Source organism: Streptomyces sp. NPDC046557 (assembly GCF_040645975.1).
Lineage (GTDB): Bacteria > Actinomycetota > Actinomycetes > Streptomycetales > Streptomycetaceae > Streptomyces.
Genome location: NZ_JBEYZH010000004.1, coordinates 370,340 through 390,583, shown reverse-complemented (window position 1 = coordinate 390,583; position 20,244 = coordinate 370,340). Strand labels below are relative to the sequence as shown.

Here is a 20,244-nt window from a genome sequence, read left to right as displayed (position 1 = left end):
TCACCGGCGTGCCCACCACAGACGTGCCTGCCACGGACAGGCCGGCCAGGTCGGCCCGCGGCCGCAGCTCCCCCGAGCGGTCGCGGGCCTTCCCGCGCGCGGGCCCCTGCCGGAACCCGGAACCCGGAACCCGGACGCCGGATACCGCGGCCCGGGAGCCGGACCGGGCCTACGCCCGGCAGCGGTAGGTGAACTCGACGGCGTCGGCGCGCCGCCCCGGCGCATCGAGGCGCAGCTCGGCCCGCGCGGCGTGCGTGCCGACCCCTTGGAAGGTCCACAGCAGGTGCAGTCGGGCCTCCTTTTGCCCGCTCGGCACCCGTTCGGTGAGCTGCTCGGATCGGGTCCCGTCGCTGCGCTCCCAGTGGTAGGTCAAGGTTCCGGGGCGCCCGTTGGTCCGTACGACGGCCACCACGTCGGCGGCCGCGTCGCAGCCGGGCCCCTCGGGGTCGGTGGTCACCGCCACGTCCCGGACGGCGAGGGCGGGGCCGAACCGCTGCCAGCCCAGGTAGGCGAGGACCGCGGCCAGGACCACGGCGGCCAGGGTGTACCGACGCCACTGGCCCCGGCGGCGGCCCGGGGCCGCCGCCGGCACGGTCACCGGGAACGGCGCGGGGATCGCCGCGGTGACCCCGGGGCCGAACCGCAGCACCGGCCCGTCGACCCGGTCGGGCGCGGCGCCGGGGACGGTCCGGGGGGTGTCGAACCGCAGGGTGCCGCCCGGCAGCCCACTGTCGGTGGGGCCGCCGTCGTGCCGCTGGGCGGGAACGTCCTGGCGCCGTGCGTCGGTCGGCGGCTGCGGCGGGCCGCTGAACCAGTGGCTGCCGAGGACCGTGGCGCTGTAGTCGTCGCCCTCCGGGGGGTGGGGATCGTTCATCGCGGCGGCTCCGGCTTCACGCACCTGGGGATGGGCTTCGAGACGATCACGGGCTTTCCGGCGGACGGTGTCGTGGTGACGCGGACGCTCAGGTAGCAGCCCGCCCCACGTGTGAAGGTGTGGGCGCGGGTCACCGGCCCCGTACCGGCCCGCACGGGCACGGAGTCCGTGCCGTCCGCGACGCGCAGGTCCGCGAGGTCATTTCCGAGGAACCACTCCAGTACCACCGTCGCCGGGCCGCCCTTCACATCGAGGGACACCGTCACCTGTCCGGTGCTCGGGCCGGTCAGCAAGGTGGCCTCGATCCCGGAGACGGTGACCGTCGGGCTCGGGCTCGGCTTCACGGTGGGGGTCGGCTTGGTGGGCGTCGGGCTCTGGCTCGAACTCGGCGTCCCGGACGGCGAAGCCGAGGCCGAAGGGGAGACGGACGCGGAAGGCGACGAGGACGGCGACGGCGACATCGACGCCGAGGGCGTCGGCGTCGCGGACACGGAGGCACCCGTGACCGGCCCCGGCCCCCCACCGCCCGGCGGGCCCGCGCTCGACGTCGCGAACGCGCTCAGCGCCGCCCCGCCGGACTCCCCGGCGACGGCCTCGTACGAGAACACCAGGAGCGCCCCGATCACCAGCACCGCGGCCGCCGCGAGCGCGCCCCGCCGCCCCGGCGACCAACCGGCGGGCGCAGGGGGGAGGACCGTCGTCGCGAGCGCGGTGGTGCCGGCCGCCGTGGCCCCGGCCGAGGGGAACAGCAGCGGCAGCAGCGCCGCCAGGGCCGCCAGTTTCCGCTGCCCGCGCTCCTCCCAGTCCGCCCCGTAACCGGCCAGCGCCACCTGCTCCAACTCCGCCACGAACGCCTCGGCGTTCTCCGGCCGCTCCTCCGGCGCCTTGGCCAGACCCCGGCGGATCAGCGGGCGGACCGGCTCCGGCGCCTCCGACTCCGGCACCGGGCCTTCCACGTGCTGGACCGCCAGCTCGGCGAAGTTCGTCCCCGGGAACGGCTTGTGTCCCGTCACGCACTCGAAGAACGTCGCCGTGGCCGCGTACACGTCGGCCGCGGGCGAGGCCGGCCGGCCCTGCCACTGTTCGGGCGCCATGTAGGCCGGGGTGCCCGCGACACCCGGGGTGGTGCCGCGCCCGGCCGCGATCCCGAAGTCCACCAGTTTCGAAGAGCCGTCCGCCGCGACCAGCACGTTCTCCGGCTTGTAGTCGCGGTGCACCACCCCTTCCCGATGGGCGGCGGCCAGCCCCAGCAGGGAGCCCTTGAGCAGCACCAGGGCGGCCTCCGGGACGGTGCCGCCGGACTGCTTCAGCAGGGCGCGCAGGGAGATCCCGTCGACGAGTTCCATCACGATGGCGGCGCCGCCGGGCGCCTCGGCGTACTCGCAGTACTCGTAGAGCGCCACCACGTGCGGGGAGCGCAGGCCGCCCAGGAGCCGGGCCTCCGCCCGGAACTCCCGGACGAAGGCCGGGTCCTCGCGCAACCGCTCGCCGAGGTACTTCACCGCGACCGGCGTGCCGGTGGCGTCGTGGACGGCGAGCACCACCCGGCCGCTGCCGCCCGCGCCCAACTCCCGGACCGGCGTGTACCCGGGAACCGTCCACACGTCGTTCATCGTTCCCCCTCCGTGGTCCCACCCTGTCCCGGCGCCGGTCCGTACGGCCGGCCACCCCCTGTGACACGGTTTCCGCCATGGCCGGTTCCCGCCAGGACGGGGTGTCTCGGGGCGGGTCGGGCGGAAGCGGAACGGGTCGGGCGGAAGGGGTGAGGCGGTAGGGGTCAGGCCACGGCGCGTTCCGCGCCGATCATGGCGTGCAGCCGATCGGCGGCGGCCCGTCCGAAGGACGGATCGTTGATGTGGGTGTCGTAGTCGTGCAGCCGGGCGGCGCTGCCCCGCAATCCGTCGCGCAGTGCCGTGAACAGGGCCCGGTCCGCGCCGGGGTCATGGTAGGGGCCGCCGGGGGCGCCCAGGGTCGACAGTCCGCGCAGTGGGACGCACACCTCCGTGGGCCCGGTCGCCACCCGGAGCTTGGCGGCGACCCGGCGGCCGAGTTCCGCGCATTCGGTCGCGGTCGTACGGATGACGGTGATCGAGGGGTTGTGGACGCGGACCCGCCGGTAGCGGACCCGTTCGGGAAGGCTCTCCAACGGGCCGAACTTCACCATGTCCAGCGCGCCCAGGCTCACCACCTGCGGGACACCGGCCCGCCCGGCCGCGCTCAGCCGGTCGGGGCCGGCGGTGAGGATGCCCCCGCACAGGTCGTCGGCGAGTTCGCTGAGGGTGAGGTCGAGGACGCCCGCGAAGATGCCCTGACCGGCCAGCTTCTCCAGGGTGCGCCCGCCGCTGCCGCTGACGTGGAAGACCAGCACCTCGTAGCCGAGTTCGGTCAGCCGCTCCCGGGCCGCGTCCACGCCGATCGTGGTGACGCCCGCCATGCTCGCGGCGATCAGCGGCCGTGAACCCGCTCCCAGCCGGGCCGGACGGCGCTGCTCCAGCCCGGCCCGGGCATAGCCCTTGGCCATGGCGGCGATCGCCTCCACCGCGTTGGTCAGCACCGGGGCGGAGACGCTGTTGATCCCCGCGATGTCCACGACGCTGTACATCATCGTGATGTCCGCGGAGCCGATGTACGGGGCCACGTCGCCGGAGGCCATGGAGGAGACCATCAGCTTCGGTACGCCCAGGGGCAGGGCGCGCATCGCCCGGGTGGCGATGGAGGTCCCCCCGCTGCCGCCGATCGCGAGGACCCCGTGGAGCCGGCCCTCGGCGTGCAGGCGTAACAGCGTCGCCTCGGCGCCCTGGGCCATGGTGGTGACGGCGGCGCCCCGGTCGGCGGCAGCCCGTAGTTCCGTCAGTTCCGTCCCCGCCGCCCGCGCGACCGCCTCACGCGGTACCTGCGCGGGGATCCGGGGCTCGCCCATGATTCCTGTGTCGACCGTGATCACTTCGACGCCGGCGCGCAGCAGCCTCTCGCGCAGCCAGCCGTACTCGACACCCTTGGTGTCCAGGGTTCCCACCAGCACGACATTCGTCATATGTGCAATGTCCAGGCAGGGGTCGTTTGTTGGCAAGTCAAGGTCGGGTCAACCTCTCCAATTCGTGCAACAACCGCTCCAGGAAGGGAACTTGGCCTGCGATGAGCTTGTTTCTGGCCACCGGGGGAGGGAACCAGGCCACCCGGTCCAGTTCCGGGAACTCCGCCTGCCGGCCGGAGTGTGGAGGCCACTCCATGGTGAAGGTGCCGGGCGCCATCAGCGCCGGGTCCAGGTCGGCCCGTACCGCCCAGACCGTGACGAGTTTCCCACCGGCCATCCGGATCTCGCCGAGCGGCAGGTACGGGCCCTCGGGCGCGGGCAGGCCGATCTCCTCGGTGAACTCGCGGCGGGCCGCGTCCAGCGGTTCCTCGTCCGGGCCGTACTCGCCCTTGGGGATGCCCCACCCCCCGGCGTCGCGCCGCTCCCACAGTGGTCCGCCCAGATGGCCCAGCAGTACCTCGACCCCGGCCTCCGCCGTGGCCCCGCCCTCGACCGCGTCGTCGGCTCCGGTGTCGGCAGGGGTCCCGACCTCGCGGAACAGGAGCAGCCCGGCGCTGCGCTTTTGCGTCATGGGGCCATGTATGCCCCGCCGCGCGTTCCGTCAATGATCGTGCGGGCCTTCACGGTGGACCGGCCCGTGCGCGTCCGCGCAGTGCGGATCGAGCCCCCGCGCGTCCTCCCCGGCGCGGCCGACCGACAGCAGGGCCTCCTGGACGTGGTCCACCTGGAGGGTCGTGTGGGTGATCCCGTACTCCTTCTCCAGCAGCCGCTCCAGGTCCCGGCGTACGGCGTGGCAGTCGCCGGCCGGCTCCACGAGCACGTGCGCGGAGAGCGCCGCCTGCCCGGACGTGATCGTCCAGATGTGCAGGTCGTGCACCTCGGTCACCGGCGGGTGCCCGACGAGGCGGTCCCCGACCGCGTCCGGGTCCGTGCTCGCCGGGGCGGCCTCCAGAAGGATCCGGCCGGACTCGCGGACCAGGCCGTAACCCGCCTTGACCATCAGCACCACCACGACCAGCGAGGCGATCGAGTCGGCCTGGCGGAAACCGGTGGTCAACACGATCAAACCGGCCACGGCGGTCCCGATGAAGGCGAACAGGTCGTTCAGGATGTGCTGGTAGGCGCCCTCCACGGCCAGGGAGGTCCGGTTCGCCTTCGAGATGCACCAGGCCGCCGCCACATTGACGACGATGCCCGCCAGCGCCGTGACCAGGACCAGGCCGCCCTCCACCGCCGGCGGATCGATCAGCCGCCGCACCGCCTCGTACGCCAGCCACACCGCCAGCAGCAGCAGGGTCAGCCCGTTCGCCTGGGCGGAGAGTATCTCCGCGCGCTTGAGGCCGTAGGTGAACCCGCCGCGCGCCGGGCGGGCGGCGAGCCGCATCGCGATCAGCGCGAGGACGATCGAGACGGCGTCGGTCAGCATGTGGGCGGCGTCGGAGATCAGTGCCAGCGACTGGGCCAGGACGCCGACGACCACCTCGACGGCCATGAAGCCGCCGATCAGGCCGAGGGCGATGGCCAGCCAGCGCCGGTCGGCGTCCGCGGCCACCCCGTGGCCGTGCCCGGCGTGCCCACCGTGCCCGGAATCCGAGTGCCCGGTATCCCCGGCGTGCCGGTGGTCGTGCCCGTGGTCGTGCCCGGTCATGGCGTCCCCCGTTTGTTCGGTTCCGACGCCTGAAGTGAAGCGCACCTCGCGCGCATCGGCAAAGGCTGCAACGGGGACCGTTGTCATTACCCATAACGGGTCGCTGACCAGGTGTTATGCCGCGCCGCCCGGATCGTGGGAAAATCTGTCCATGGTCCAGCGACCCGGTGCGCCTGCCGCACCCGAACTCGTGCTGGAGACCGCCCGGGGCTCCACGCCGATCAGCCCGGGCCGGACGTACCACGTCGGGCGCGACCCCCTCTGCGAGATCTGTCTGGACGACGCCCGCGTCTCCTGGCACCACGCGATCCTGCGCCCCGAGGGAGACCACTGGACGGTCGAGGACGAGGGCAGCACCAACGGCACCTGGGCGGACGGCCACCGCATCCGCGAATGGAGCGTCGGCCCCGGCAGCGAATTGCGCTTCGGCAGCGCCGAGGACGGTCCCCGCGCCGTCCTCCTCGGCCCCGCACCCGAGCGCACCCCCGCCCGCCCGTCCTCCGTCACGAACCCCGCCCTGTCCGGCACCTTCCACCGGCCGGCCTCCGTACGACGGCTGCCCGCCCGGACCGTCCGCATCGGCCGCGCCCCCGACAACGACCTCGTCGTCGACGACCTCGTCGTCTCCCGCCGCCACGCCGAACTGCGCGCCCTGCCCGACGGCGGCTACGAGATCGTCGACGTCGGCAGCCACAACGGCACCTACCTCAACGGCTCCCGCGTCGAGCGGGCCCCCGTCGCCGAGGGGGACATCGTCGGCATCGGTCACACCGCCTTCTGCCTCGTCGGCAACCAGCTCCAGGAGTACGTCGACACCGGCGAGGTATCCCTCGACGTCCAGGACCTCGCCGTCAGCGTCGACCACGGCCGCAAGGTCCTCCTCGACCACGTCTCCTTCCCCGTGGGCGCCAAGTGCCTGCTCGCGGTCGTCGGCCCCAGCGGCGCCGGCAAATCCACCCTGCTCGGCGCGCTCACCGGGCTGCGCCCCGCCGACCGGGGCACCGTCCTCTACGACGGACGCGACCTCTACCGCGACTACGCCGAACTGCGCAGCCGCATCGGCCTCGTCCCCCAGGACGACATCCTGCACGCCCAGCTCACCGTGCGCCGGGCCCTGACCTACGCCGCCGAACTGCGCTTCCCGCAGGACACCGCCAAAGCCGAGCGGCAGGCCCGGGTCGACGAGGTCATCCGGGAACTCGGACTCGTGCAACGCGCCGACCAGCCCATCCACAGCCTCTCCGGCGGCCAGCGCAAAAGGGTCTCCGTCGCGCTGGAACTGCTGACGAAGCCGTCCCTGCTCTTCCTCGACGAACCGACCTCCGGACTCGATCCCGGCATGGACCGCTCCGTGATGCACATGCTGCGCGGCCTCGCCGACGACAGCCGGACGGTGATCGTGGTCACCCACAGCGTGCTCAGCCTGGACGTGTGCGACCGGCTGCTGGTCCTCGCCCCGGGTGGACGCGTCGCCTACTACGGGCCGCCCGGGGAAACCCTCGGCTTCTTCGGCTTCGCCGAATGGCCGGAGGCGTTCGAAGCCTTCGAGAACCAGCAGGACCGGGACTGGGCGGCCGAGTACCACGCCTCGACCCAGTACCGGACCTACGTCCGAGGGCCGGGCCGGCAACCCGCGTCGGCCGGCGGCCCCGCCGGACCGGCCGGCTTCGTCACCGCGCCGCCGAAGGCGCAGAGCTGGGGGGCTCAACTGTCGACCCTCGTCCGGCGCTACGCCGCCGCACTCGGCGCCGACCGCACCTTCCTCGCCATCATGGTCGCGCTGCCCTTCGTGATGGGCGCGATGGCCCGCGCGCTGGCCGGCGGCTCCCTCACCCAGGAGACGGCCGTCAACGCCCTCCTCATCCTGTGCGTGGGCGGCGTCCTCACCGGCGCGGCGAACGCGGTACGCGAACTGGTCAAGGAGCGGACCATCTACCAGCGCGAGCGGGCCGTCGGGCTGTCGCGCTCCGCCTACCTCATGTCGAAAGTGGTGGTCCTGGGCACGGTCACCGTCGCGCAGGCCGTGGTGTTGACCCTGGTGGCGCTCCTCGGGGTGAAACTCGACGCCCCCGGCGGCAAAGGGGTTTTCCTCCCCCCGCTCGTGGAGATCACGATCGCCGTCGGCCTGTTGTCGTTCACCGCGATGATGCTCGGCCTGCTGGTCTCCGGGCTGGTCCGGAAGGAGGAGGTCACCATGCCGCTGTTGGTCCTCCTCGCCATCGTGCAGGTGGTCTTCTGCGGCGCCCTGCTCCAGCTGAACGGCGTGCCGGTGATCGGGCAACTGGCCTGGCTGGTTCCCTCGCGCTGGGCGCTCGGCGCCATGGCCGCCACCATCGACCTCGGCGCGATCGTTCCGGGCAAGGTCACCGACGACCCGCTGTTCGCCCACTCCGCCGGGGTGTGGCTGCTCGACATCGGGATGCTCGTGGCGCTGTCCGTGCTGTTCGGCGTGCTGGTCTCCCGGCTGCTGCGCCGCCACGAACCCGCCATCATGCGGAAGTAGCCCGGTGACCTCGATGACGAGCCCTGGCGACACCGCGGACTTCCGGCCCACGCACGTCGTACCGCAGGAGGGACTGCCCGCCTGGGAAGCGCCGGACGTGTCCCGGCCGACCGCCGCCCTGGACCCGTTCCTGCCCGTGCAACTGCTGTCCCGGCAGGGCGAGTGGGGCGAGATCCTGTGCGCCAACGGATGGTCCGCGTGGGTGGACGGCCGCCTGCTGGTGGCCGTGCCGCAGCCCCCGCCGACGGGCGGGCGGCCCCTCGCGCGCAGCGAGGACCCCACGCCGCTGCTCGCCCGCAGCGCCGACGTGTTGGAGCGCTACCGAAGGGCGGCGGACCAACTCGCCGCCGGGCGCGTGGACACCGAGGGCTTCCGCAGGGGCACGCGGGGACTGCGGGCGGGCGTGGTGATCGACGGTGAGTCGGTGTGGCTCTACGACGAGGCGGTCGGGCGATGGCTGTACGGCGAAGGCGGTCGGGCGGCGACCTACGCCGTCGTCTCGGGGCCGGGCTCCGCGGCCGGGCCGCGGCCGCCCGACGGGTCGCGATCCGGTGCGCCGGACGACGGGGGAGCGCCCGCGCCGGATGAGGGGGCGCCGGACGACGCCGGACACGAGTCGACCCTGGTCGTGGAGATCCCCGAGAGCGGCGACCGGTGATGTCCGTCGAACCGCTCGGCGGTCGGGCCTCCGACCTGCGCGGCAAGCGGATCGCCGGGTACCGGGTGGAGAGCGAGATCGGGCGCGGCGGGATGGCGGTCGTCTACCGGGCCCTGGACCTACGGCTGGACCGGACGGTGGCGTTGAAGCTGCTCGCGCCCGAACTCGCCCGCAACGACACGTTCAGGCAGCGGTTCGCCCACGAGTCGAAGGTGGCCGCCGCCATCGACCACCCACACATCGTGCCCGTCTTCGAGGCGGGCGAGACGGACGGCCTGCTGTACATCGCGATGCGCTACGTCGCCGGGCAGGACCTACGGGCCCTGCTGGACCGGACGGGCCCGCTGCCGGTCCGTACGGCGGCGCGCATCGCGGCGCAGGTGGCGTCCGCGCTGGACGCGGCCCACGCCCACGACCTGGTCCACCGGGACGTCAAGCCGGGCAACATCCTGGTGGCGGAGGGCACCGACAGCGACCACCCCGAGCACGTGTACCTGACGGACTTCGGGTTGACGAAGAAGTCGCTGTCGCTGACCGGGTTCACGAGCGTCGGACAGTTCGTGGGGACCCTCGACTACGTCGCGCCGGAGCAGATTTCCGGCAAGCCGGTCGACGGGCGCTGCGACGTGTACGCCCTGGGATGCGTCGTGCAGGAGATGCTGACCGGTGTCCCGCCGTTCCGGCGTGACGACGACATGGCCCTGCTCTGGGCCCACCAGTTCGATCAGCCGCCTCCGGTGACCTCGCTGCGGCCCGACCTCCCGCCGGCCGTCGACGAGGTGCTGGGCAAGGCGCTGGCCAAGTCGCCGGAGCAACGCTGGCGGGACTGCCTGGAGTTCACGGGGGCGCTGCGGCGGGCGGGGGAGGCGATGACGCCGGTGGGGGAGACGGCGCCTTCCGCACGCCCGGCGACCCGGCTCGCGGACGCCCTCGGGGCCCGCGCGGACCGGGGTCCCGCACCGCCACCGCCGCGTTGGGCCATGCCGGTGTTCCGGGCGCGCGGCGGCGGTGCGTGAGGAGGATCGGGGAGGGGCGCCGCGGAGGGGCGCGGTCAGGAGTCGGAGACGAGGGCGGAGCGGCAGAGTACGTACGCCCTGACATCGGCGTGCGAGGCGGAGGCGTACCAGCCCTTGCGGCCGTCCGGCCCGACCACGGGGTGACTGGCCAGCAGGGGACCGGAGTTGCCGTTCTCCAGCGAGTAGCCGCCGGACTGCACGAGCATGCCGTCGGGGCAGTAGACCGCACTGGCCGCGATCTCCCGGGGTGTCGCGTCCCGCACCCCGACGGGACCGGCGAGGTAGCGGGCGCCGGTGGGCGTCGCTCCGGTGGGGAGCGCGGTGGACAGGGTCAGGGCGACTGCGGAGACGGCAAGCAGGCCGCCGGCATGGAGCGGCCGGAACAAGCCTTTAAACGTGTTCACGGAGGTGAGATTGGCATGCGGAATCGATTCGCCGCCGAATCGATCCGGGCCGGTTCACCCGTACGGACCATCGGTTGGCCGCCGGGCGGGCGGGCAGCCCCTCAGGTCAGGGCCTCGCGGGACGCTCGGCCCGGTCCACCGGCCCCCGGTGGCGCAGCGGACGGGCCAAGAGGGCGCCGAGGTAGCCGGTCACCGCGCCCCACAGCAGGGCCAGGCCGACGGTGCGCCACAGGACCGGGGTGAGTTCGACCCTGCCGCCGAGGCCGCCCACGTCGCCGATCCCCAGGAGCGACAGACCGAAACCCGCCCGTACGCCCGCCAGTAGACAGATCGTCAGGACGGCCAGGGCCAGCGCCACGCCCAGGTGCAGCGCGTGCCGCCAGGGCCGGATCCCGGCCGGGGAGCGCACGGCGGCCAGCACGCCCGTGCCCAACAACAGGACGGCGGCGACCACGACCAGCCACCACCAGCGGGAGTCCCGCTCCGCCAGGGAGGACACGTCGACGGTGGAACGCCCCGGGCCGCGCAGTACCTGGTCGAGCGCGTGCGGCAGCGGCAGCCCGAACGGCCCTTCGACCCTGCCCTCCCAGACCCCGCCCAACCCCACCGACAGCGCGAGCCACGCCAGGTTCGGCAGGCCCAGCAACACGACCGCCAAGGTGCGTTCGGCATGCCCCCGCGTGGCCGCCACCACGAGTCCGATGACGACCCCGAGCGCGACGTACGCGAGGAGCAGCACCAGGGTGGCGAAGGCGGCCGGCCGCACGGCCGTGTGGAAGCGGACCAGCGCGGCCGGCAGCGGAGCGCGCCGCGACACCAGCAGGGACACGACCGACAGGCCCACGATCCAGGCCAGTCCGCCGAGCAGGGTCGCCGGCAGGTCGGCCTCGAAGCCCACTGTCGGGCTGGAGTCCGTCAGTTTACCGATGTCCGGGAGCAGGGAGTCGCCGGGGGAGAGGGCGAAGGACTGCCGGGCCGCGAGGCCGGTACCCAGCAGGGCGAGCAGCCAGAACGCGATCAAGGGCACGGCTCTGCCCAGGAGTTCGCGCGGACCGGCCACCGCCCGGCCGCGCAGGGGCCGCAGGAAGGCGCAGCCCGCGGTCAGCGCCCCGGCCAGGCCCACCGACAGCGGCAGCACGGAGAGATCCAGCGCGGCCCCGGCCAAGGATCCGACCCCGCCGGAGGCGTCGACGGATCCGCCGGCCGCCAACACGACCACGGCGGCGACCACGCGCGGGTAGGCGCCGTCCGGCAGGCCGCCGGCGCCCGCGCAGGCCGCCCCGGCCGCGGCGACGGCGAACATGACCGCGAACCCCGCCAGTACGGCCGCGAGGCCGTCACGCCAGGACTTCGCGCCGCCGAAGGCCGTCGTCGTCGAGGGACTGCTCACCCCGCAAAGGTGGCACCCCCGGCTTGCGGCCACCACCCGAAGGGCGCACACAATGGTCCGCAGGAGTGCGATACACGCGGATGTACTCGGATATGTCCGTACGGCAGCTGCGGAACGTCCACGGGGTCCCGGGCCGCCTCCGCAGGGGAAGAAGAGCCCGTGACCACGCAACCCTCAGGTGAGGAACCGCCGCGGCCACCCCAATCCCGGCAGCCGTGGAACGCCCCACGGCCGCCGTCCGCCCCACCTCCGTCCGGGCCGCCCTCGGGCCCCCTTTCGGGTGGCGGCGGCCGACAGGGCGGTCCGCCGCCCTCGTCCCCCTCCGGGCCCCCCGCCGGACCCCCCTCGGGTGCGGGCGCACCGCCGCCCAAGGGGCCGTGGTGGCGCTCCGTACCCCGGCTGGCCACGGCCGTGGTCGCGGTGGCGGCCGTCGCGGCCCTCGTGGTCGTCCTCACCCGGCCCGGCGGTACCCCGTCGGGCAAGGCCGGTGGTGAGGTCTTCCTCCAGCCCGCCTCCGCGACCGGACCCGACCCCTTCACCGAATCCACCGCCGCCGACCAGGGCACGCCGCCCCCGCGCAGCCCGTCGACACAAGCGCCGAGCGCCGCCGCGACCGGCGCGGCGACGACCGGGACGACGGTCACCCGCAGCGTCAGCGGGGCGGCGCCCGGGCTCTACGGCGGCACCAAGGACGTCGCCAGTTGTGACGTGGAGAAGCAGATCAAGGCGCTGTCCGCCCAGCCCGCGAAGAACGCGGCCTTCGCCTCGGCGCTCGCCGTCGAACCCGCTTCCGTTCCCGGGTACCTGCGCTCGCTGACCCCGCTCCAACTGGGCGTCGACACCCGTGTCACGAACCACGGCTACCGCGACGGCAAACCCATCGCCTACCAGGCCGTGCTCCAAGCCGGGACGGCCGTGCTGGTCGACGACAGGGGCGTACCCCGGGTGCGCTGCGCCTGCGGGAACCCGCTGGCGCCCCCGGTGGCGCTGAAGGGCGGCGAACCGAAGCGGACCGGGCAGCCGTGGCCCTCGTACCGGCCCTCCCGGGTCGTGGTCATCGCGCCGTCGGTGACCGTCGTGAACAAGTTCGTGATCTACGACCACCACGACGGGCGCTGGGTCGAGCGCGACCGGCACGACCACCAGGGCAAGCACGACAAGACGGTCGCGCCGCCGGTGGTCGAGGAGCCGCCGTCGGGGTCGAAGCCGCCCACGCTCTCGCCGCCGCAGTCCCCGCCGACCTCACCGCCCGGGTCGCCGGCCTCACCCCCCGAGTCGCCGCTCTCGCCACCGGAGTCCACGCCGAGCCCCCCTCCGGAGTCCCCGGGCACCTCTTCCGCACCCGCACCCGGGCTGGTGCGACCCGAGCCGCACACCTCGCACCCCACGGCGAGCACGGCCACGGCGAGTGCGGAGACCCCGAGCACGGCCACACCGAGCATGGCGACCCCGAGCACCGGCACCCCCAGCCACGCCGCGCCGGCGGAGCCCGCGCATCCCGCACCGCCCTCAGCCGACGCCTTCGACCCCTCCACACCGGCGACGTCCGGTAACACGTGAGACGCTGGCTGTATGGACCAGCGGGGAGAGACGGCCCCCGAAGTCGACTGGCCCGCGCGGCCGGACACCAGCCTCGCGCTGAACCGCATGGGCACGTTCGACTGGGACCTCGACAGCGGGCAGATGCACCTCGACCCGACCGCCCTCGAGGTGCTCGACCTGCGCCCCGACGAGTTCAACGGCACCCCCGACGGACTGCGCGCCCGCCTGGTGTCCGGCGAGGAAGCGCGCGTCGACGCGCGCGTCGCGCAGGCCCTCAAGGAGGGCCGCAGCCACTACGGCGCCTACTTCCGCAGCCGGCGACGTGACGGCAGCGCCGGCTGGACCCACATCCAGGGGCACATACTGCGCGACCCGCGGGGCCGCCCCTACCGGATCATCGGCATCCTGCGCGACGCCGCCCACGACCCGGGCGAGCCGGGGGCGGACGGGGCGCACGACGAAGGCCGGCGTCGGATGACCGGCGTCGTCGAGCGCACCACCGCGATCCTCGCGCACGCCCGCACCGTCAACGACGTCACCGACGTCCTCAAGGACCCCGAGGCGCTCGGACACCTCGGGGCGGTCAGCGTCATGCTCGGCGTCGTCGACGGGGGCCGGATCCACCTGGTCGCGGAGGGCCGACTGGGTTCGTACGTACCCGAGATCGAGTACACCCGCATCGACGCGCGCTTCCCGATGAGCGAGGCCGTACGGGGGCTCAGCCCGGTCTTCATCGCCTCGCGCGACGACTTCCGGGAGCGCTACCCCCTGCTGTGGCCCTACATCGAGCCGCTCGAAGTGTGCAGCGGCGTCTATCTGCCGCTCATCGCCCAGGGCCGGGCCATCGGCGCGCTCGGACTCCTCTACACCCGCGCCGGTGACTTCACCGCCGAGGAACGCAACGTGCTGATGGCACTGGGCAGCGGCATCGCGCAGAGCCTCCAGCGGGCCATGCTCTTCGAACAGGAGCACGACCTCGCCGAAGGGCTCCAGCGGGCCATGCTCCCGCGCCGGATCCCGGAGGTCGCCGGGGTGCGGATCGCCGTCCGCTACCGGGCCGCCAGGGTCGGCCGGGACATCGGCGGCGACTGGTACGACGTCATCCCCCTCGGCGACGGCCGGGTCGGGGTAATGATCGGCGACGTGGAGGGGCACGACACGGACGCGGCGGCCGTCATGGGCCAGCTCCGCATCGCCTTGCGCGCCTACGTCGCCGAGGGGCACACGCCCGGCACCGCGATGGCCCGGGCCTCGGCGTTCCTGCGCGAGCTGGAGACGGAACGCTTCGCCACCTGCACCTACGCCGAGGTGGACCTCAACACCGGGACCGCGCGCATGGTCCGCGCCGGTCACCTCGACCCGGTCCTGCGGCGCGGCGACGGCAGCGCCCACCGGGTCCAGGCCGCGGGCGGCCTACCGCTCGGGCTGCGCCCGCCCGAGGGCGCCGGCGCCCTGCCCGGGTCCGGCACCGGGTACCCCGTCACCGCCCTCGACCTGCACCCGGGCGACACCCTGGTGCTGTGCACGGACGGCCTGATCGAGCGGCCCGGAGGGGACTCCGAGACGGGCATGCGCGAGCTGATGGACGCCGTCCGCGCCGGTCCGACGGACGTCGAGGAACTCGCCGACGTGCTCTGCGACCTCATCGGCGACGCGGGCGGCGGCGACGACATGGCGCTGCTCCTGCTGCGTCGTCGCGGTACGCCCGCCCCGCGCGGCGGCGGCCCGCTGCGCCACCGGCTCGACCCGGGCGATCCGGCGGCCCCGGCGCACGCCCGGCACCTGATCCGCGCGGCGGCGCAGGCGTGGGGCGCCCGGGCCCGCGCGGACGAGATCGTGCTCGCCGCCGACGAGCTGATGACCAACGCCCTGGTCCACACAGACGGCGGTGGCCACGTCGGCATGCGCCAGACCGCGCAGGGGCGGATCAGGGTCGAGGTGGAGGACTCCAGCAGCGCCCTGCCGCACCGCCGGGAGGCGGGGGAGTGGGCGATGTCGGGGCGCGGCCTGCTGCTGGTGGAGGGGTTGGCGGACGCCTGGGGCGTGGAACCCAGGGGCGCCGGGAAATGCGTGTGGTGCGAGTTCGAGGTTCCACCGCCGTCCGGTTGAGGGGACCGGCCCGAGCGCCGGGGCGGGGGTGGCCCGCGCGGTCGCCGAGCGGCCGGCCGCGCACAGCGCGGGGCTTGGCGTAGTGCCGGGCTCGGGCGTAGCGCCCGGCTTGGCGTAGCGCCGGGCCTGGGCGTAGCGCCGGCTCGGTGCGGTGCCCCACGGGCCGCCCGGGACCGCGGGGCAGGGGCCGGACGGCGGGGTCGGCGCCGGAGCAAGGGGGGTAGGCGGCGCCCGCTCCCGGCCCGCGCCGCCACCACCTGCGGCCCCGCCCGGGAGGGTCGAATGGCTGAAAAAGCGGGCGTGGCACGGCGAACACGCGCTCGTCGGCCGGTCTCCCGTTCGATGCTGCCCGCGTGTCGAACCGACGTCCGCCGCTCCGCGCTTGCCTCCCGGTTCCCTTCCGCCTGCCCTACCCCGCTTCCCCGACCGCCCCGCTCGTCCCCCGACTCGTCCCCCTGCTCACCTCCCTCCTCGCCTCTCTGCTGTGCACCGCCCTCATCGCGCCCGCCGCGCGGGCCGCCGACGACGAGGGCATCGAGACCGCCCGTACCTCCCGGCAGATCGCCCCCGGGGTCCGCCTGGAGTCCTACGACCGCCTCCAGGCCGACCGGTGGCTGCGGATCGACGAACTCGTCGCGGAGCTCGACGGACCCGACGGCGTACGGGCCGAGTACCTCGGCGGCCCCGGACGGGACCCGGCGCACCCCGAGACCCTCGCCGAAGCCGCCGCCCGGCATCCGGTCGGGCCCGGGCGTCGGATCGTCGGCGCGGTCAACGGGGACTTCTTCGACATCCGGGCCACCAGGGCCCCCCTCGGCCCCGGGCTGCGCGCGGGACGGCTCCTGCACTCCGCCTCGCCCGGCCCCGGCGGCGGTCCGGCCATCGGCTTCGGCCCCGAGGGCGACGGCCGGCTGCTGCGCCTCGGCCTCGCCGGGACCGTGACCCTGCCGGGCGGCGCGGTGCGGCCCCTGGCCGGCTACAACGCCGCCCGGGCTCCCACCGACGGCTTCGCCCTCTACACGGGGGACTGGGCCGGCACCGCCCTGCCCGCAGCGGCGACGCGGGCCGTGGAACTCCGCGACGGCCGGGCGACCGGCCCCGTCCGGCAGCCGCCGGGCCGCCCCTACCCCGGCACCACCCTGCTCGTCGCGACCGGGACCGCCGCCGCCGAACTCGCCGCCCTGCGGTCCGGGGACCCGGTCGCCGTGACGGCCCGCCCGGTCGCCGCCTCCGGGGGACCCGCCCCCGTAACGGCCCTGGGCGGCCGGGAACCGCTGGTTCTGGCCGGAATCCCGCAGAACCACGACGGCGAACGCAACAACGCCGCCGCCCCGCGCACCGCCGTCGGCCTCTCGCCGGACGGGCGACGGCTGCACCTGGTCACCGTCGACGGCCGGCAACGCGACAGCGGCGGCCTCACCCTGACCGGACTCGGCCGGATGATGCGCCGACTCGGCGCGTTCGACGCCCTCAACCTGGACGGCGGCGGTTCCTCGACCCTGCTCGCCGGACGGACCGGCGCCACCACGCTCACCGTCGAGAACTCCCCGTCGGACGGCACGCTCCGCCCCGTCCCCAACGGCCTGGTCCTCACCGCCCCCGCCGGCTCGGGCCGGCTCGCCGGGTACCGGGTCGAGCCCGTGACCGGCCCGGCCCGCGCCTTCCCCGGCCTCACCCGCACGCTCCACGCCACCGGCCACGACTCCGCGCTCGGCCCCGCCCCCGGCGCCCCGCGATGGTCCGCCACCGGCGGCCGTGTCGACCCCGACGGGGTCTTCCACGCACTGCGGCCCGGTCCCGCCACCGTCACGGCCCGGCGCGACCCGGCCGCCGGGGCGCTGCGCCTCGACGTCCTCGGCCCCCCGGCCCGGATCCGGCCCACCAGCGACCGGATCGGCCTCGCCGGGACCGCCGAGGACGCCGGGTTCGGGCTGACCGGCTACGACGCCCAGGGCGCGGCCGCGCCGATCGAACCCCGGGACGTGACGCTCCGGTTCGACCGCTCCCGCTGGAACGTCACCGACGACGGCCGGGGCGCCTTCCGCGTGAGCGCCCGGGTCCCGCACGCCACCGGACGGCTGGGCATCACCGTCCCGGCCACCGGGGCCACCGCCGAACTCGCCCTCGGCGTGGGCATGGAGGAGCTGCCGCTCACCACCCCGGACGACACCGCCCGCTGGACCGGGCCGGGCGCGGCGGCGGCCCGCGGCGCGCTGGCCCTGACGCCCGCCCGCGGCCCGGCGTCCGCCACCGCGCCGGGCCCGGTCCCCGTGCCGGAGCTCGCCCGTTCGGTGTCCCTGTGGGTGACGGGGGACGGCTCCGGAGCCCGCCCCACCGTGCACCTGGCCGACGCCGACGGGGCCGCCGTCGCCCTGCGCGGACCCGCCGTGACCTGGTCCGGGCGGCGCCGGGTCACCTTCCCGCTGCCGAAGGGGGCGCAGCCGCCGCTGAGCGTGACCCGGCTCTCGGCGGCGCCCGGGACCCGGCCCGGCCGGTTGCTGCTGGACACCCTGACGGCCGCGACCCCGCCGACCGGACCGGCCCCCGCCGCGCCGGCGGCCACCGACCCCGTCGTGGGAACCGCCGCCCGGGTGGCGGCGCGGCCCTGGCGGTTCGCGGTGGTGCCGGCCGGGCAGGCACCGCCACCGGGCGTCGACTTCGTCCTCGGCGGAGGCCGGTCCCGCCCCGGCGACGTGCACCGCGGTGTACGGTTCCTGACGCTCGACAGCGGCCACCGCACGCTGGACGCGGGCGCCGGGCTGGCGCGGATGAGGGCGGTGCGCGAGGCGTTGGCGACCGCCGCCCGCGAGCCGGACACGGGCGCGGTGGCCGTCGTGGAACGTCATGCGCCCCAGAGCGTCGACCGCAAGGAGACCGCCCTGCTGGAGGGGCTGCTCGCCGAGTTCCGCCGCACCACCGGGAAACGCGCGGCGCTGCTCGCCCTCGACGCGCCCCGCTTCGCCGCCGGCCGCTCCGAGGGGGTCCTGTCGGTCTCGGCGGCCCGCGCCGAGCGGACCCTGATCGGCGTCGACGCCTTCGCCGCCGGGGACTGGCTCTCGGTACGGCCCGGCGCCTGACATCCGGTCAGAGCCGCACGATGGTCACCTCGGTGGCCTTGACACTGGTCCACACCTCGGCGCCGTCGACCACGCCGAGCTCGGCCGCAGCCTCCGGGGTGATCTCCGCGACGAGGTCCGGCGCCTCGGCGGAGGCGACGAGCACGCGCAGCCGGCTGCCGACCGCGGTGACCTCCCGTACGGTGCCGGGCCACACGTTGCGGGGACTGCCATCCGGTCGCGTCCGGTGCACGGACACCGCCTCCGGGGCGATGATCGCCAGCGCCTCCGACCCCTCGGGCAGCGCCTCGGGCACCACCAGCCGCCCCCCTCCGGCGAGCCTCAGCCCCTCCGCGGTGGCGGTGCCCGGCCAGGCGTTGCGGCCCAGCATCCGGGCCACCCACGGGGAGCGCGGATGCCGGGTGACCTCGGCGGGCGGAGCGTCCTGGAGGGTCTGCCCGTCGGCGAGCACGAGGACCCGGTCGGCCAGCGACACCGCCTCGACGGGATCGTGCGTGACGATCAGGCAGACACCGCCGAAGCCGGCCAGGTGGGTGCGCAGGGTGTGCCGGACGCGCGCCCGCGTCGTCTGGTCGAGGGCCGCGAGCGGCTCGTCGAGCAGCAGCAGCCGGGGCCGCGCCGCGAGCGCCCGGGCCAGCGCCACGCGCTGCGCCTGCCCGCCGGACAGTTGCGCGGGCTTGCGCCGGGCCAGATGACCGACGCCGAGCCGGTCCAGCCACTCCTGCGCCTGCGCGCGGGCCGCAGCGCGCGGCACCCGGCGGGCGCGCAACCCGTACGCCGTGTTGGCGAGGGCGCTCAGGTGCGGGAACAGCGCGCCGTCCTGTGGGACCCAGGCCACCTGCCGCCGGTGCGGGGGCAGGGCGGTGACGTCGGTGTCGCCGAGCCGCAGGGTCGCGTGGGCGCGCGGGGTCAGGCCGAGCAGGGCGCGCAACAGGGTGGTCTTGCCGGCGCCGTTCTCGCCGACGACGGCGATCGTGGTGCCGGGCCCGGCGTCCAGGGTCAGCCGGTTGAAGCCGGTGACCTCGGCGTGCAGCGGCCATCGGCCCTCGTTCGGCCCCCCGTCCCGGTGCGTGGTGGCCGGCGCGACCGGGGCGAGGGGCTCGGCGACCTCCCCGGCGACGGTGGTGGCCCCCTTGGCGGAGGTACCCGCGCCCGGGGTGCCGGTCCAGCGACCGCGCAGTGCGATCAGCACACCCATCGCGATCGCGAGCAGCAGCAGCGACACGGAGGTGGCCGCCTCCGGGCTGTCCTGGAGCAGCAGGTACACCTGGAGCGGCAGCGTCTGGGTGGTACCGGGCAGGTTCCCGGCGAAGGTGATCGTGGCGCCGAACTCGCCGAGCGCCCGGGCCCAGGTGAGCGCCGCTCCCGCGATCAGGCCGGGCGCCACCATGGGCAGGGTCACGGTGAAGAACACCCGTACCGGCGTGGCGCCCAGGGAGGCGGCGGTCTCCTCGTAGCTGCGTTTCAGGCCGCCGAGCGCGCCCTCCAGGCTGATGACGAGGAAGGGCATCGCGACGAAGGTGGCGGCGACGACGGCGCCCGAGGTGTGGAACGGCAGCGTGATACCGAAGGTGCCCTCCAGCCACGGCCCGAGCAGCCCCCGACGGCCGAAGCCCAACAGCAGTGCCACGCCGCCGACGGTGGGCGGCAGCACCATCGGGAGCAGCACGAGGGACCGTACGAACGCCTTTCCCTTGAACTCCACGCGGGCCAGCAGCCAGGCGAGCGGCACACCGAGGAGGAGCGAGAGCCCGAGTGCCCAGAAGGAGACGAGCAGTGACAGCTTGAGCGCCTCTTCCACGCCGGGGCTGCCCAGATGGGTGCCCAACTCGCCCCACTGGGTGCGGCTCAGGATGCCGACGAGCGGCAACAGCAGGAACGCCACGGCGAGGAGCGCGGGCAGCGCCAGGGCCGCGGGCGGCCGGACGCGGGTACGGAGTCTGCTCATGAGGCGGTTCCTGGCTGGGGCTCCCGGCGGGGCCGGGTCGC

Annotated in this window: 14 protein-coding genes; 6 read left to right on the top strand and 8 right to left on the bottom strand. The window is 75.0% G+C overall.

Annotation, left to right across the window (positions count from 1 at the left end; all coding sequences use genetic code 11):
- Window positions 1-169 precede the first annotated feature (169 nt).
- From ABZ934_RS12950 to ABZ934_RS12930, 5 genes are all read right to left on the bottom strand, one after another.
- The gene (locus ABZ934_RS12950) at window positions 170-874 is read right to left on the bottom strand and encodes a hypothetical protein (RefSeq protein WP_361312110.1); all 705 of its coding nucleotides are present in this window, start codon (window positions 872-874) and stop codon (window positions 170-172) included.
- Window positions 871-2,487 (bottom strand): serine/threonine-protein kinase, encoded by a 1,617-nt coding sequence (locus tag ABZ934_RS12945; RefSeq protein WP_361312109.1) that lies wholly within the window; start codon window positions 2,485-2,487, stop codon window positions 871-873. Before ABZ934_RS12945 ends, ABZ934_RS12950 begins: the two co-directional genes overlap by 4 nt.
- Before the next feature lie 164 nt (window positions 2,488-2,651).
- Entirely contained in the window at window positions 2,652-3,908 is a 1,257-nt protein-coding gene (locus ABZ934_RS12940) for a Tm-1-like ATP-binding domain-containing protein (protein WP_361312108.1), read from the bottom strand.
- 37 nt (window positions 3,909-3,945) lie between these two features.
- On the bottom strand, window positions 3,946-4,479 hold the full coding sequence (locus tag ABZ934_RS12935) for an NUDIX domain-containing protein (protein ID WP_361312106.1): 534 nt from the start codon (window positions 4,477-4,479) through the stop codon (window positions 3,946-3,948).
- A gap of 30 nt (window positions 4,480-4,509) precedes the next feature.
- Complete coding sequence (locus tag ABZ934_RS12930) at window positions 4,510-5,556, bottom strand: cation diffusion facilitator family transporter (RefSeq protein WP_361312105.1); 1,047 nt, start codon at window positions 5,554-5,556, stop codon at window positions 4,510-4,512.
- A gap of 151 nt (window positions 5,557-5,707) precedes the next feature.
- Here ABZ934_RS12930 and ABZ934_RS12925 point away from each other — a divergent pair, with 151 nt between their 5' ends.
- From ABZ934_RS12925 to ABZ934_RS12915, 3 genes are read left to right on the top strand one after another with little or no spacing between them, the layout of a single operon-like run.
- A complete protein-coding gene (locus ABZ934_RS12925) occupies window positions 5,708-8,059 on the top strand; it encodes an FHA domain-containing protein (RefSeq protein ID WP_361312104.1) in 2,352 nt (783 codons plus the stop codon).
- Between the two features lie 13 nt (window positions 8,060-8,072).
- A complete protein-coding gene (locus ABZ934_RS12920; protein ID WP_361312103.1) occupies window positions 8,073-8,717 on the top strand; it encodes a hypothetical protein in 645 nt (214 codons plus the stop codon).
- Window positions 8,717-9,733: a serine/threonine-protein kinase gene (locus ABZ934_RS12915; RefSeq protein WP_361312102.1), complete on the top strand. Its 1,017-nt coding sequence runs from the start codon at window positions 8,717-8,719 to the stop codon at window positions 9,731-9,733. The genes ABZ934_RS12920 and ABZ934_RS12915 overlap by 1 nt, the downstream gene beginning before the upstream one ends.
- Before the next feature lie 35 nt (window positions 9,734-9,768).
- Here ABZ934_RS12915 and ABZ934_RS12910 read toward each other — a convergent pair whose 3' ends face one another.
- Both ABZ934_RS12910 and ABZ934_RS12905 read right to left on the bottom strand, forming a co-directional pair.
- On the bottom strand, window positions 9,769-10,137 hold the full coding sequence (locus ABZ934_RS12910) for a hypothetical protein (RefSeq protein ID WP_361312101.1): 369 nt from the start codon (window positions 10,135-10,137) through the stop codon (window positions 9,769-9,771).
- Window positions 10,138-10,243: 106 nt separating this feature from the next.
- The gene (locus tag ABZ934_RS12905) at window positions 10,244-11,527 is read right to left on the bottom strand and encodes a streptophobe family protein (RefSeq protein ID WP_361312100.1); all 1,284 of its coding nucleotides are present in this window, start codon (window positions 11,525-11,527) and stop codon (window positions 10,244-10,246) included.
- Window positions 11,528-11,617: 90 nt separating this feature from the next.
- Here ABZ934_RS12905 and ABZ934_RS12900 point away from each other — a divergent pair, with 90 nt between their 5' ends.
- The 3 genes from ABZ934_RS12900 to ABZ934_RS12890 all read left to right on the top strand — a co-directional run bounded on the left by ABZ934_RS12900 (window position 11,618) and on the right by ABZ934_RS12890 (window position 18,255).
- On the top strand, window positions 11,618-13,087 hold the full coding sequence (locus ABZ934_RS12900) for a DUF6777 domain-containing protein (RefSeq protein WP_361312199.1): 1,470 nt from the start codon (window positions 11,618-11,620) through the stop codon (window positions 13,085-13,087).
- A 12-nt stretch (window positions 13,088-13,099) separates the two neighbouring features.
- Window positions 13,100-15,178 carry a SpoIIE family protein phosphatase gene (locus ABZ934_RS12895; protein ID WP_361312099.1) on the top strand — a complete coding sequence of 693 codons (2,079 nt, stop codon included), beginning with the start codon at window positions 13,100-13,102 and terminating at the stop codon, window positions 15,176-15,178.
- 353 nt (window positions 15,179-15,531) lie between these two features.
- A complete protein-coding gene (locus tag ABZ934_RS12890) occupies window positions 15,532-18,255 on the top strand; it encodes a phosphodiester glycosidase family protein (RefSeq protein ID WP_361312097.1) in 2,724 nt (907 codons plus the stop codon).
- 7 nt (window positions 18,256-18,262) lie between these two features.
- Here the strand turns inward: ABZ934_RS12890 and ABZ934_RS12885 are convergent, their stop codons facing one another.
- Entirely contained in the window at window positions 18,263-20,203 is a 1,941-nt protein-coding gene (locus tag ABZ934_RS12885; RefSeq protein ID WP_361312095.1) for an ABC transporter permease, read from the bottom strand.
- Between the last annotated feature and the right edge of the window lie 41 nt (window positions 20,204-20,244).

Excerpts from the sequence above, each read along its gene's own strand:
- ABZ934_RS12925 (WP_361312104.1), top strand. The coding sequence starts at position 5,708 with ATGGTCCAGCGACCCGGTGCGCCTGCCGCACCCGAACTCGTGCTGGAG.
- ABZ934_RS12930 (WP_361312105.1), bottom strand. The coding sequence starts at position 5,556 with ATGACCGGGCACGACCACGGGCACGACCACCGGCACGCCGGGGATACC.
- ABZ934_RS12915 (WP_361312102.1), top strand. The coding sequence starts at position 8,717 with ATGTCCGTCGAACCGCTCGGCGGTCGGGCCTCCGACCTGCGCGGCAAG.
- ABZ934_RS12935 (WP_361312106.1), bottom strand. The coding sequence starts at position 4,479 with ATGACGCAAAAGCGCAGCGCCGGGCTGCTCCTGTTCCGCGAGGTCGGG.
- ABZ934_RS12920 (WP_361312103.1), top strand. The coding sequence starts at position 8,073 with ATGACGAGCCCTGGCGACACCGCGGACTTCCGGCCCACGCACGTCGTA.
- ABZ934_RS12885 (WP_361312095.1), bottom strand. The coding sequence starts at position 20,203 with ATGAGCAGACTCCGTACCCGCGTCCGGCCGCCCGCGGCCCTGGCGCTG.
- ABZ934_RS12940 (WP_361312108.1), bottom strand. The coding sequence starts at position 3,908 with ATGACGAATGTCGTGCTGGTGGGAACCCTGGACACCAAGGGTGTCGAG.
- ABZ934_RS12950 (WP_361312110.1), bottom strand. The coding sequence starts at position 874 with ATGAACGATCCCCACCCCCCGGAGGGCGACGACTACAGCGCCACGGTC.
- ABZ934_RS12895 (WP_361312099.1), top strand. The coding sequence starts at position 13,100 with ATGGACCAGCGGGGAGAGACGGCCCCCGAAGTCGACTGGCCCGCGCGG.
- ABZ934_RS12945 (WP_361312109.1), bottom strand. The coding sequence starts at position 2,487 with ATGAACGACGTGTGGACGGTTCCCGGGTACACGCCGGTCCGGGAGTTG.